General features: G+C 26.8%; 16 protein-coding genes and 4 pseudogenes. 15 read left to right on the forward strand and 5 right to left on the reverse strand.

What is annotated here, in order from left to right; genetic code table 11:
* Nucleotides 1-38 precede the first annotated feature (38 nt).
* Nucleotides 39-95, reverse strand: a pseudogene (locus tag PL321_RS21430) (hypothetical protein); the annotation flags it as partial.
* Nucleotides 96-539: 444 nt separating this feature from the next.
* Between PL321_RS21430 and PL321_RS11790 the strand changes: the two are divergent.
* The 9 genes and pseudogenes from PL321_RS11790 (at nucleotide 540) to PL321_RS11830 (ending at nucleotide 5,379) form a co-directional block, all read left to right on the forward strand.
* Nucleotides 540-662, forward strand: a complete 123-nt coding sequence (locus PL321_RS11790; RefSeq protein WP_273962180.1) for a hypothetical protein — start codon at nucleotides 540-542, stop codon at nucleotides 660-662.
* A complete protein-coding gene (locus tag PL321_RS11795; protein WP_273962181.1) occupies nucleotides 656-793 on the forward strand; it encodes a hypothetical protein in 138 nt (45 codons plus the stop codon). Before PL321_RS11790 ends, PL321_RS11795 begins: the two co-directional genes overlap by 7 nt.
* Nucleotides 794-852: 59 nt before the next feature.
* Nucleotides 853-1,056, forward strand: a complete 204-nt coding sequence (locus PL321_RS11800; protein ID WP_273962182.1) for a hypothetical protein — start codon at nucleotides 853-855, stop codon at nucleotides 1,054-1,056.
* Nucleotides 1,057-1,565: 509 nt separating this feature from the next.
* Nucleotides 1,566-1,934 carry a hypothetical protein gene (locus PL321_RS11805; RefSeq protein WP_273962183.1) on the forward strand — a complete coding sequence of 123 codons (369 nt, stop codon included), beginning with the start codon at nucleotides 1,566-1,568 and terminating at the stop codon, nucleotides 1,932-1,934.
* 598 nt (nucleotides 1,935-2,532) lie between these two features.
* Nucleotides 2,533-3,185, forward strand: a pseudogene (locus tag PL321_RS11810) (ABC transporter ATP-binding protein).
* Between the two features lie 26 nt (nucleotides 3,186-3,211).
* Nucleotides 3,212-3,355, forward strand: coding sequence for a hypothetical protein (locus PL321_RS11815; RefSeq protein ID WP_273962184.1), 144 nt, complete (start codon nucleotides 3,212-3,214; stop codon nucleotides 3,353-3,355).
* Nucleotides 3,356-4,083: 728 nt separating this feature from the next.
* The gene (locus PL321_RS11820) at nucleotides 4,084-4,227 is read left to right on the forward strand and encodes a hypothetical protein (RefSeq protein WP_273962185.1); all 144 of its coding nucleotides are present in this window, start codon (nucleotides 4,084-4,086) and stop codon (nucleotides 4,225-4,227) included.
* A gap of 93 nt (nucleotides 4,228-4,320) precedes the next feature.
* Nucleotides 4,321-4,566, forward strand: coding sequence for a hypothetical protein (locus PL321_RS11825; RefSeq protein ID WP_273962186.1), 246 nt, complete (start codon nucleotides 4,321-4,323; stop codon nucleotides 4,564-4,566).
* Between the two features lie 510 nt (nucleotides 4,567-5,076).
* Nucleotides 5,077-5,379: a major tail protein gene (locus PL321_RS11830; RefSeq protein WP_273962187.1), complete on the forward strand. Its 303-nt coding sequence runs from the start codon at nucleotides 5,077-5,079 to the stop codon at nucleotides 5,377-5,379.
* Between the two features lie 264 nt (nucleotides 5,380-5,643).
* Here PL321_RS11830 and PL321_RS11835 read toward each other — a convergent pair whose 3' ends face one another.
* A complete protein-coding gene (locus PL321_RS11835; protein ID WP_337961161.1) occupies nucleotides 5,644-6,435 on the reverse strand; it encodes a transposase in 792 nt (263 codons plus the stop codon).
* 92 nt (nucleotides 6,436-6,527) lie between these two features.
* Between PL321_RS11835 and PL321_RS11840 the strand changes: the two are divergent.
* The 4 genes and pseudogenes from PL321_RS11840 to PL321_RS21435 form a co-directional block, all read left to right on the forward strand.
* A pseudogene (locus tag PL321_RS11840) lies at nucleotides 6,528-7,354 on the forward strand (RNA-guided endonuclease TnpB family protein); the annotation flags it as partial.
* 389 nt (nucleotides 7,355-7,743) lie between these two features.
* A complete protein-coding gene (locus tag PL321_RS11845) occupies nucleotides 7,744-8,562 on the forward strand; it encodes a chloride channel protein (protein ID WP_273962188.1) in 819 nt (272 codons plus the stop codon).
* On the forward strand, nucleotides 8,541-9,086 hold the full coding sequence (locus PL321_RS11850) for a chloride channel protein (RefSeq protein WP_273962189.1): 546 nt from the start codon (nucleotides 8,541-8,543) through the stop codon (nucleotides 9,084-9,086). Before PL321_RS11845 ends, PL321_RS11850 begins: the two co-directional genes overlap by 22 nt.
* Nucleotides 9,087-9,115: 29 nt before the next feature.
* Complete coding sequence (locus PL321_RS21435; RefSeq protein ID WP_443110783.1) at nucleotides 9,116-9,181, forward strand: hypothetical protein; 66 nt, start codon at nucleotides 9,116-9,118, stop codon at nucleotides 9,179-9,181.
* 455 nt (nucleotides 9,182-9,636) lie between these two features.
* Here PL321_RS21435 and PL321_RS11855 read toward each other — a convergent pair whose 3' ends face one another.
* The 3 genes from PL321_RS11855 to PL321_RS11865 are packed head-to-tail and all read right to left on the reverse strand — an operon-like array spanning nucleotide 9,637 to nucleotide 10,704.
* Entirely contained in the window at nucleotides 9,637-9,786 is a 150-nt protein-coding gene (locus PL321_RS11855) for a hypothetical protein (RefSeq protein WP_273962190.1), read from the reverse strand.
* Nucleotides 9,765-10,445 carry an MFS transporter gene (locus PL321_RS11860; protein ID WP_273962191.1) on the reverse strand — a complete coding sequence of 227 codons (681 nt, stop codon included), beginning with the start codon at nucleotides 10,443-10,445 and terminating at the stop codon, nucleotides 9,765-9,767. The genes PL321_RS11855 and PL321_RS11860 overlap by 22 nt, the downstream gene beginning before the upstream one ends.
* 34 nt (nucleotides 10,446-10,479) lie before the next feature.
* Nucleotides 10,480-10,704, reverse strand: a complete 225-nt coding sequence (locus tag PL321_RS11865) for an MFS transporter (protein WP_337961162.1) — start codon at nucleotides 10,702-10,704, stop codon at nucleotides 10,480-10,482.
* 727 nt (nucleotides 10,705-11,431) lie between these two features.
* Here PL321_RS11865 and PL321_RS11870 point away from each other — a divergent pair.
* Together PL321_RS11870 and PL321_RS11875 are read left to right on the forward strand one after the other, a co-directional pair.
* Nucleotides 11,432-11,803 (forward strand): PadR family transcriptional regulator, encoded by a 372-nt coding sequence (locus PL321_RS11870; protein WP_273962192.1) that lies wholly within the window; start codon nucleotides 11,432-11,434, stop codon nucleotides 11,801-11,803.
* Nucleotides 11,804-11,815: 12 nt separating this feature from the next.
* A pseudogene (locus PL321_RS11875) lies at nucleotides 11,816-13,011 on the forward strand (pyridoxal phosphate-dependent aminotransferase).
* Nucleotides 13,012-13,124: the final 113 nt, after the last annotated feature.

The raw sequence follows: 13,124 nt of genomic DNA on the forward strand, positions 1-13,124 counted from the left end.
TTTTTTCTACCTGTTACAAAAGGTTTAATAGCTCTTTCTGCCGCATTATTATAAATATATAAAGAACCATTAAGTAATACATTCTTTAGAATTATGAATAAGTTGTTAGTAGAATAAGATTATGATAATGGTTTTTATTTACCATATACAAAATAATGTGGAAAAAATAGAAAAATTATTATTGACTGGATATATATATAATAATTATGTAAGTTTTCATAAGTGTGTGCACACATAATAAAAAATGACATTTTTATAGATATACCATTGCTACAAACAGGATAACGAGGGTACCCTCTCAATACACGATTTTTCTTACCCATAAAAACTTTAAAAGTAAATTAACGTTTCCAATCCTAATATTGATATTTTTGATTATCTGCTTAATAAAAATATAAAGTTTAAAGGATCTGATAGAATTTTTATCCTGCACATATAATAGTAGAAATTAATGATGTGTGCAATTTAAACTGCTTACATTGTTATAGATTAGAAAAAATCGCATGGGTGCATTTATAAATTACATTGATTTGTGTAAAGTGCTATACGAATTATCAAATGAGTCAACTATAGGTATAGAAATTACTGGTGGTGAACCAACATTACATCCCAATTTTAAAGAAATTGTTGTAATGGTACAAATTTATATGAACAAATGTTAAAAGAATTACAGATATATAAAAACAAGATATTTTGGAGTATAAGTTTAGATAGTTATGATAAAGAATATCCTGATAAATTTAGAGGGAAAGAAGGAGCATGGGAAATTACATTTAATAATATAAAAAATTAACTAATAATGGGTATTTAGTAAGAGTTGCAATGAGTATCACACCGGATAATATAGATCATATGGATAAGTTAGCACAATTGTGTGTTCAAAATAATGTACAAGTATTTACTTATAGTCCTGTTCTTCCTTTTGGAAGAGCAAATAACATAACTTGGAGCTCAGAAGATCTAATAAGATTAAAAACAATTGAGCAAGAAATTAGAGAAAAGTATAAAAAGTTATACCAATCGTATCTCTTGAAAAGTATGGTAATAATGGTATAATAAATTGTGGAGTTAGATGGAAAAGTATAGTTATAAATCCATATTTTAATATTAGACCTTGTGTTATTTCAGATTATAGGGAATATTGTTTTGGGAAAATAGAACCTAATAATCCTAAATAATTTCTTATAAAAAATAATGAAATTATTAATAATTATTCAAAAATAATAGCACCAACGGAACAAATTTGTTGTAATTGCAAATTTTTGAATTTTTGTAATGCGTGCTTTTGAGAGCTAAAAAATTGATAAATGAAGGTATTATTAATAAAATTAATTGTAAATGGTGTGTAGAAAATAAATTATATTTATAAAAATTGATAAGTTTTTAAGAAGTATAAATAATTGATTTTTTTATATCGATACATAGAGATTTTCTCTTTATTGTTTTTATTTACAAAATATAATCCTATAAAAAGTGAGGGAATTATATTATATATATTTGAAGGTTCAGGCTGTTAAGTCCTTATAATTACAATCAAGGCTATAAAAATAAATGGGAGGTATAAAATGAGAAAAGAAATTTTGATTATATTTGCTATTTTAGGGTTATATGGATACTATAGATTCCTTACAGTACTACTTAAACTAAGAAAATTAAAAACTAATTCAAACAATTTCCAGAATAATCTTTTTAATAAAGTTTGTTTTATGGATTTATTAATTGGCTTTATAACAATTTTTGTATCATTAAAATATTTTAATATAAACGAACGTGAATATGTATTTATTATGTTCCTATTTTCTATTTCATTAATATTAAGGGGATTACGCAATATACTTAATATTTCTCAAAGAAAAGTTTTCTATAGAAAAATTTTTAATTATATTGCAAATTCTTATATAATTATTTCAGTGTGGATGATAGGGAAGTATTGAATAACTATAATATATTAATGGCATTTGAATTAAGTACGGGATTTTTTTATTAACCTTTTTATTATTTATTATGTATACTATTTGCATTAAAAGTGTAGATTGTGTTAAGTAGGTATGAAAAGATAGTGTAGCTTTTCGTATAATTACACAAGATTGCACAGTTTTTATGTGACTTGAGTTAATAAAGTTTAATAATACTGAATTTATGAAAAAAGGGTATGCCGAAGGTACCTACATAAAACATAAAAGACATTCCATTCATCAGAGACACTTAAATCAAGATTTTCAGTAAGCTTATTATCTATGCTTAGAAAAATTGGAGCAAATTTTTATACCAAGATGCAATAGTTACATGGGAAACTTAGACATTATAGGTTGGTTTAAGAAATTGGGATATTCTTCTTGTTTGAGAACCATTTAGATAATATAAATTAAGTATAGTAAGAATTAAAAATAATGGCAACCCCATTCTTTTAAAATCTGTTTTTCAGTTAATTAATTCACAAGAACCAGATAGTATATTAATTGTTTTTGCAACATAAAAAGAATGACTACATATAACCTAATAAAACTAAATTGCAATTGAGGAGTTGATAAGATGAATATTGTTGAAGTTAAAAATTTGAAAAAGACTATAAACGGCAGAGAGGTTCTAAGAGATATAAATTTGTTTGTAAAACAAAGTGAAATATATGGCTTATTAGGAAAGAATGGTGCGGGCAAAACAACAACAATAAGATCTATACTTGGTTTAATAAAAAAGATTATGGGGATATAAAAATTTTTGGTGAAGAAGTTGAAAAAATAGATTATAAAAGAGTTGGGGTTATGTTTGATTATGAAACTTTTAACTTTGATTGGACTGTTGAAGATAATTTGAAATCTATGTGTTATATATATGGTGCAGACGAACAAGATATATTTTCATATATTGATTTATTGCAAATTAATCAAATAGATTTAAAGAAGAAATTCAGGCATTTATCAAAAGGTATGAAGAGGAAGGTTTCATTAATAAGTGTTCTTCTCCCTAATCCAGACTTAATAATACTTGATGAGCCAACATCAGGATTAGATCCAGAAATGCAAATAGTAGTGAGAAATTTTATTCTTGAGCTAAAAAAGAAAGGAAAAACAATAATATTTAGTTCGCATAATTTAGAAGAAGTGCAAAAAGTATGTGATAAAGTATCTATAATTAATAAAGGTGAAACATTAGTTGAATTTCCTATACAAAAAATTATTACATAATAAGAGGAGAATTTACAAGGTTAGATATGTATAAAATTAAAAATACTGATTTTTATATAATGGGAGAAGAATTAATAAAAAATATTGAAATTAGTGATTATACAGTAGTTGAAAGTTTAGAAGGAATCTATATGTTAGCTGTAGGAGGAGATTTTATATATGGTAAATAAGATAAAATTTATTAAGTTAGAGTTGAAAAATTTAATAAAAACAATGTTTATTTCATTAGTTCTAATTAATGTAATTTTATTTGTGCTATTACTAAATATAAGCGACTTTTTGCAACAATAAAAAATATAAGGGATTTATCACAATTATATGTTTTAGTTTTATTAATTTCAATTTCATATTCAATTATATTCATATCAACTATAAATTTAGAAAAAGAAAAGTTATATAATGTATATCATAGATATTTCGTAATTCCGATAAAATCCCCATATAATTTAATTATAAAATTAATCCCAATTATTATTATTGATTTAATATTACTAATTTTTTGGGGGTTGTTATATTTTTAATGTATAGTCCAGTTAAATTACAAATATATTTACTATATTTGTTATTATCAATTATTTTTATAATTGGAGGTCTTTTGATATTTTTTTATTTTAATTTAACTATGAGCAATTCAAGTTTGTTGCAGGTGATTAAGTTTATTTTGATATTTATTTTTTCATATTTCCCCAAATTATTAATTACTAAAAACAAGTCAGCAGAATTTTTATTAGGATTAATTTTACTCTTAGTTGTTACAATATTCTTTATTGGAATATTCTTAGTTAAAAAATTAAATTCAGAAAAGGTTTTGTTACAATAAAAAGTTATTTCTTAATTACTTGAGTGGTATACGTTCAGAATGTCTGTCTTTTCAAGTAATTATAAAAAGGAAGAAATAATGAAGACATTTGTTGAGGTGTTCAATGGGATTATAAGTAATAAGGAAGAAACATTGAAAGGGTATGAGGAAGTTATAAAAGAACTTACTTATACCAAAGATTTGGATGATAAAATAAATGGACTTGAAAAGGAAGCAAAATAAATTTTAGATGAGATAAATAGATGCATTCGTTATAATGCAACTAAATCACAGGGGCAAGAGAAAAATACTACAAAATACAATGCCTTAGTTGAAATGTATGAAGGTATAATAAAGGAAATCAAAGATGTTGAAAATGAAAGGTTTGAAAGGCTTGTAAAGAAGGATAGGAAAGAGGAATTTATGCAGGTTTCAAGGGACAGGAATGGGTTAATAGATGAGTTTGATGAGGAGCTTTGGAATACGGTAATTGAGAAAGTTAAGGTTTATGAAGGTGGGAAGGTTGTGGTTGTGTTTAAGGATGGGATAGTGGTTGAGAGGGTGGGTGACAGTATAAGATAATTTTACTACGTTTTTTATTTTATGATAAAATTTTAACGTGCACTTTAATTTATATTTGAGGAAATTGCACAATTTAAAAATCTTAAAACTGTATAATTTATCTACAGGTTATAATATAGAACATATAGGCCATAGGTTTTCATTAAACCCTTCTGGTGGAGCGAAGCTATCTCTTTTGTTATATGCTACGATTGCTTGACCATTGGTATTATTTATAATGTAGTTGTAATTTTCCTCAATATCATAACTTGAATCTATTATGTAATATTTAGGGTTTAATGTAGAACCCCAAAATTGCTTAAATTTTTAAAGTAAAAGAATAGCATACTTACCATCATTAAAACTTGCAGGAGTAATGCATACAGAAAGTGGTAACTTACTTTTGCAATCTACTATTATATGTGCTTCCCATCTGTAAAAAGAAGTAGAGGCTGAATTAGAGGAAGTCAAAAAGGAAACTTTAATTTTAAAGGGATAGAAGGGGAGAATAAATAATTTTAGGAGTTTACTTTGGTAGGCTCTATTTTCATAAGTGAAGATGTTATATCATCCTTTGAAGGGATTGACGTTGAAATAGAATTAAATCAGCTATCTCTTGAAAGTAGAGCTTTGCTTCAGGGTGCAAAAGTTGTAAAAGGTGTATTAGTAGAAAGCAAAGATGATATATCACCAATAATAGCACTTGGTTTTAAGTCAAAAAAGATGAATGGAAAGTATAGATATGTGTGGCTTTTAAAAGGTAAATTTGAACTTATATCAGATGAATATGATACTGAGGCAGAAAAACCAAAGCCACAAAAGTGCAAAGCTTAAAGAAAAATTTATTAAAGGGACTTTGATGGAAATTATAGATTTATTGCTGATGAAGATGCTATATGTGTAGATGAAAGTATTATAAACAGCTGGTTTGATGCAGTAGTGAGTGAGCCGGAACAAACAATTTAAAGAAGATGATTTAAAGATAACCATTTATTATTATATCAATAAAATGATATAATATAGATATTAGATATGAGCATAATTAAATAAAAAATGAAACACAAAAGTTAAATTATTACAATTTTTAATAAGCGTAGCTTAACTATCTAAAATGGAACTTAAATTGAAATGAAATAAATAAAAAGGTAGACTATCCCTTTGGTGAAATTGATGCTTAAAAATTTTGATATATCTTAGCTTAAGCTGTCTTTTTAATCCCGATAGGGATTTGTATTTATCAACACAGCCAGATTTTATAGCAGCAATTGCAATAGTTAAAAGACAAATATGTCCGATTGTATTTAGATTAGCAACAGAGTTAATATTTTTAACATAAGCTTGCTCAGTATTTAGATTCTTCCATCTAGAATTGTATCTTTCAGATTCAGTTCTAAGACTGTATATTTTCTTGAAAAATATAGAATCACGATTTATGGAAGATCTATAATCAGTGCCAATACTTATGTATTTTACACAACCTCTGTTTTTCTTACCGTTAAAGAATTTTTCGTGGTTACATGGACATAAAGAATCATCTTTAGAAGTTCTAAAAGGACAGCAAAACTTTTGTTTAATATAGGAATCAAAATATTGTTTGCCATCTTTATGCATTGCTAATCCAGCATCGCATATTACATTACCTGTGGATGTTAAGTCTTTAGGCTTTCTTCCACGTTTATTTAATGCAATGAAAGCATGACCTTTAAGGGTATTACGAATAAAGTCATGATTTTGCTTTGAATCATAGCCTTTATCAGCAATAATATAACTACCTTTGAGTGGGAACCACTCATTTGTATCAGATAGGATTTCTGTAAAGTTAGAAATTTCATTGACATCAGCGGTTGTAGTAAATTCAGCAATGGGAAGACCAGAGATAGCATCACAAATAACATGATTTTTGTATCCCCAGTAGAATTCATATTTTTCTTTGAATTATTAGGTTTATCTTCTGAAACTTGAACATTCATAGAGTTATTAGCAGAGAGCTTTTTAGAGATAATAGCATAGGGTTTCCTAAATTCAAGAAGAAAAAAGGATATCAATCCTATACAACAAATAATCAAAATGGGACAGTTGATATTATAGATGGTTACTTAAAAATACCAAAGTTAAAAACAAAGATAAAAATAAAACAACATAGGCAATTTGAAGGAATTATTAAATCAGTAACAATATCTAAAACACCAACAGAAAAGTATTATGCTTCTATAATTAGTAGAAACAGAGATAAAGCAGTTACCAGAAGTAGATAAAAAAATTGGAATAGATTTAGGGTTAAAGGAATTTGCAATATTATCAGATGGAGCAAAAATAGAAAATCCCAAATGGCTAAGAAGAACTGAAAAAGAATAAAGAAACTACAAAGAGATTTATCAAGGAAACAAAAGAGTAGTAAAAATTATGAGAAAAATAGACAAAAACTTGCTAAATTACACGAAAAAATAACTAATCAAAGAAGAGATTTTCTTCATAAATTGTCCTCTAAAATTATAAACGAAAACCAAGTTATAGTTTTAGAGGATTTGAAGGTAAAGAATATGCAACAAAATAGATGTTTATCAAAATCAATAAGTGAAGTATCCTGGGCAGAATTTAGAAGAATATTAGAATATAAAGCAAAGTGGTATGGAAGAGAAATAATAATAGCACCACAAAACTATGCATCAAGTCAAATATGTAGTGAATGTGGATATAAAAACTCAGAGGTAAAGAATTTAGCATTGAGAGAATGGAAATGTCCTAATTGTGGTGTAATACATGACAGAGATATAAATGCGTCAAAAACTTGCTAAAATTAGCTATTTAGATGGTAAAACTGGGGATGGAACAGCCCTTTGAGCGTGGGTAATCTGGTAGCAGAAGCTATCTTGACCACGAAGCCACCACCTCTATAGGTGGGGGTAGTTCACGCAAGAATAACTCTGTATCATAAGATAAGTCACTACCATTAAAGTTAAATATTATTTTATTATTGAATTTTAAACAAGCATCAGATAAACTATACATAGGGGTTCTTCATTTGTCTGGTATTTGTTTGATGATTATATTATAACAAATTTGGAACCTCTATTTTATTATTTTTGAATTCACTTTTTAATTGAAATGTATGTTAGTGAATAGTTTAGTTATTATGTGCTATAGAGCATTTTCAAAATATAATGGATAAAAAATCATTAATAAAGAAGGTGAAAGAAAATGAAGGATGAAACTATAAAAAGTATTTTATTAAGGGTAAATACGTTAAAAAATAGATTAATTCTAAAAAGTATTTTTGTTGGAATAAGTAGTAGTTTATTGGTTATATTATACAGGATAATGATAATAAAAGCAGATTTAATACGAGAATATGCTTTACATAGATATAGTCAGAATAAGTATGAAATTGTTTTTATTCTATTAGTTGTAATAATTAATTCATATATTGTTGATAGATTGGTAAAATCTGAGCCAATGATAAGTGGTAGTGGTATACCCCAAATAAGAGGAATTTTATTAAGAAAAATTTATTATAATCCATTAAGCGTTATATGTAAAAAAATTATTGGAGGATTTTTAGCTGTTGTAAATGGCTTGTCTGTAGGACGTGAAGGCCCTTCAATTCAAGTAGGTGCAACTGTTGGAATGCAGGTTAGTAAAATTTTAAATTTAAATAAAATTGAAGAGAAGTATTTAGTTACGGCTGGAGCAAGTGCAGGTCTTGCAGCTGCATTTAATGCTCCTTTATCTGCTGTCATTTTTTCATTAGAGGAACTTCATAAAAATTTTTCTCCAGTCATTTTACTCACATCTATGGCTTCAGCTATAATTTCTGATTTTATTTCAAAAAGTGTTTTTGGTTTGAAACCAGTTTTTGATTTTAAATTAAATAATACACTACCTTTAAATTATTATCCAATACTAATTGCTCTTAGCATATTAACAGGTATATTAGGAGTTTATTTTAATAGATGTCTAATAAGAACACTTGAATTAACAAAAAGTTTAAATATAAGATGCTTACAACATCTTTATTAGGTGTTATATTTCTTATTAATTTACCTGAAGTATTAGGTGGAGGTCACGATTTGATAATAAAACTCACAGAGAAACAATATACATTAAAACTATTATTGTTAATTTTAGTTATTAAATTTGTATATACTTTGATTAGCTATAGTTCATCAGCACCAGGAGGAATATTTCTCCCTATGTTGGTGATAGGATCACTAATTGGGAATATATATGCTTTAATTTTAATAAAGTTATTTAATCTCGATAGTATTTATAACATTAATTTTGTAGTTTTGGGTATGGCTGGGTATTTTGCATCAGTTGTTAGAGCTCCTATTACTGGAATTATATTAATTACAGAATTAGTGGGTTCCTTTAATTACATACTTCCATTGTCTTTAGCATCCTTTACTTCATATGTTGTTGCTGAATTTTTAAGAGAAGAACCTATATATGAAGTGCTCTTAGATAGGCTTTTGGGAAATAAACTGGAGAATAAAGAATTAGGATTAGAAGCTAAGAAAAGACCATATTTGAAATACAAATAAGTACTGATAGCGAAATAGATGGAGTTAAAATTAAGGATTATAAATGGCCAAAAGGATGCTTGATTGTTTCGGTTAAAAGAGGTGAAAAGAAATAATACCAAATGGTGATACTGTACTTCAAGCTGGAGATATTATAACTATACTTTCGACTGAAGGATGTTCTTGTAAGTATAAAATGGCATTGATAGAAAGAGCAACAACAAATATTCTTAAATAAAAGATAGTTTAAATTAAATATTAAAAAAGGTTCTATAATAAATGCTGGGGCATAGCCCCAGCATATTTTTACAACAAACTTTGTCAATTCATGTATTTTTTTAAATACAAATATTGTTGGTCATTTTGCCACATAATTTTTATTTAGAAACTCCCTTAATTCAATTTATCTTGTGAAAATTCTTATCAAATAAAGAAGGACAGGCATTCTAATAGAATTCCCTCCCCAACTATTAACAAATAGCTATTATAAAATCTATTAAAGTTTTATTGGTTTAGTAAGATATTTTAATGTTATATTAGAAAATACATATACTAAATTTTTAGTGCATTTTTATTTTAATGCCTTTTTTACTGTATATGTTGAAATGAATGATACTAAAAACATTGCAATTGATGCTAAAATAAATACATAATTAAAATTATTATATATATTAATAATTTTACCGTTTACGCTTGTTCCTATTGCACCACCAACAAACATATTAAAGGATGCAAGTGACATAGCGGTTCCCTTAATGCAGGCATTGTTTCTTGTGCAGTTGAAACAAGTGTTGATTGTAGTGAAACAAATGCAAGACCAAAACCAAACAGTGAAATAACTATTAAAGTGATTGATGAAGTAGATGCAAGAAGATATAAAGATAATGAACCAATTACTCCTAATATTAGAAGGAATTTATTTTTAAGTTTTGCCCTAAGTTTAGGAGCTACTCTTCCACCTATAACTGTAGCAATACCAAAAGAAGTTAAAACAATACCAACTAATAAAATGTTATATCCTGTTTTTGACTGAATTAGTTTACCAGTGTATGTGAAACTTCCAAAAACACTAAAACCAACAAGCATAATAGTTGATACAACAGCAACAAGTTTTTGGTTTGAAAGTGCTTGCTTATATACACTTGATAGGTTTAGTTTGTTAATTTTACCAGGTAATTTTGGTAGTTTCTTTAGCATAATTAAAGCTAAAATAAATTCACCTAAACCGTAGATAAAGTAAACTGCTCTCCAAGAACCAAGATAAGCAAGAATACCTCCAATTAATGTAGCTGAAGCACCACCTAAAAACATCATACCCATAACTTTACCTATTGATTTTTGTCTTTCGTTTTGTTCAAATACTTCACCTATAAGAGCCATTGTTACAGGAAAATACCTGCACCAAAGGCACCATTTACAGCTCTAAAAAAATAAGTGATGGTAGATTAAAAGCAAATGCACCAAGCATACTAAATATTGCAGTTCCGAAGGCGGCTATATTTATTATTTTTGTCTTACCATATCTATCCCCAAGAGGCCCAAATAAAATTGTAAATACACCAAATGCTAACATATAAGCAGTTACTGAAATTGCAGCAGTTGTTAATTTAAGGTTTAAATCTTTTGCAATATTTATTATTAGTGGAGCAGCTGCATAATTATCTCCATTAGCTAAAAAGCCATAAGACCAAGAAGAATCAAAATAATTTGTTTGTCTTTATTATTCACAATAACACCTCCAAAAGTTTTAAAATTATATAAGCAAATAATAAAATAATTATATTATAAAATTATAATATAATATTATAATAACTTCTTTGTATTGTCAACAATATAATTAATTAATAAATTACTTAGACAAAAAATCTATAAATAATCAATTATCTAAAATATGATAAACACAAAAATATACTAAAAACTAAAAAAGTAACTACAATTATATTTGTTCATAAAAAGACTTAATACAAAAATATTAAATAGTTGTAGGTAATTGAAATTGATTAATTAGTCATAATAATTGTTGCTTTTAATTTAAAATAGCAATTTTTAAATTGATATTAATAGTAATTTAAAAGATTAATTATTTAAAGTATGTATATTGAGTTAGTATTTTAATCAATTTTTGAGAAAAAGTAAACTATAAAAAGTGTATACAATTGTGATGCTATTAAGAAATAAATAAAGAAAAGGAAATACTAATATGTTTATAGTTTTTAAAATATTTTGTATAGAAAAAATATTTTATTTATCTTTTTATATTTTTAAAAAATGAATGAAAAATTGCAAAAATTATAGACGCAATGCGATTTAAATGTTATATTTAATATATAGGCAATTAGTATTGTACATTTAAAGAGGTGAAATTAATGTCTAATGGTCAAACAAGAAATAGGCAATTACCAAGTAAGTTTAATACAACAACAATAGTTAAATTATTTATTTTACATTTTTTAAATAGTAAGAACTGCTATGGTAATGAGCTGATTGATTTGATTGAAAATAGTTTGAATTACATATGGAAACCAAGCCCTGGAATGATATATCCATTGCTTAGAGATATGGAAGAAAACCTTTTAATTGAAGGATGGTGGGAGGAACCTGATAAAAAGACAAAAAGGATATATAGAATAACTGATAATGGCAGAAAGCATTATGAAATAATCAAGAATTTAAACAAGCCATTAATTGAAGAGTCAATGTATATTTTAAAATATACATTAAAGACTATATATGAATGATTTTTGGGAGGGATATTATGGAGTTATCAAAAAGCAAGACAAATTGCACCATCAACTACTTTAGCAATCACAGCAAAGGCAAAAAAATGAAGAGCGAAGGAATAAATGTTATTAGCTTTGGAGCTGGTGAACCAGATTTTGATACACCTCAATATATTAAAGATGCAGCTATTGATGCAATAAATAATGGATTAACAAGATATACTCCTGCTTCAGGTATTATTGAATTAAAAGAAGCTATTTGTGATAAATTGAGAAATGAAAATGGCTTAGAGTATACACCCTCTGAAATTGTAGTTTCAAATGGTGCAAAACATTCTATTTATAATGCACTAATGGCTATTTGCAACCCAGGGGATGAAGTTATAATTCCTATACCTTATTGGGTTAGTTATCCAGAACTTGTAAAGTTGGTGGATGCAGTACCAGTTTACATAGAAACAGACGAAAGTAATCAATTTAAAATTAATATAGATGATTTAAAGAGAAAGATTACATCAAAAACAAAGGCAATTATATTAAACAGTCCAAGCAATCCTACAGGAACAGTTTATACAGAAGAAGAACTATTAAAAATTGCTGAAGTAGTTGTTGAAAATGATTTGATAGTTATATCAGATGAAATATATGAAAAATTAATCTATGATGGTTATAAACATATAAGTATTGCTTCTCTAAATGAAGATATTAAGCAAAGAACTATTGTAATAAACGGTATGTCAAAGGCATATGCAATGACAGGTTGGAGAATTGGTTATACTGCTTCAAACAGAGAGATTGCTTCATTGATGGCTAATATACAAAGCCACGCAACTTCTAATCCTAATACTATTGCACAGTATGCAAGTGTTAAGGCTTTGAAAGGAAGTCAAGAAGAAATTGAAGTGATGAGAAAAGAGTTTGAAAATAGAAGAAACTTTATGGTTGAGAGAATTAACAGGATATCTGGGTTAACTTGTGTGAATCCAGTAGGAGCATTTTATGTAATGGTAAACATTTCAAGTATAAAGGGAAGAATGTTTAATGGGAAAAATATATTAACATCTTTAGATTTTGCTAATTTATTATTAGAAGAAGAAAATGTAGCAGTTATTCCAGGAGATGCTTTTGGAGATGATAATTATATAAGATTGTCATTTGCAACATCTTTGGAACAAATTAAAGAAGGCTTAGATAGAATTGATACTTTTATTCAAAAACTAAAGTAGGAGAAATACTCCTACTTTTATGGTTCTTTATCAATAGTTGGGGAGGGTATTTTATTAGAATACCTATCCCTTTTTAGTCATAGGGATTTTTCAAAGAGAGATTAGATGGGAGA

It is taken from the genome of Caloramator sp. mosi_1, from assembly GCF_028622835.1.
Taxonomy (GTDB): domain Bacteria; phylum Bacillota; class Clostridia; order Clostridiales; family Caloramatoraceae; genus Thermobrachium.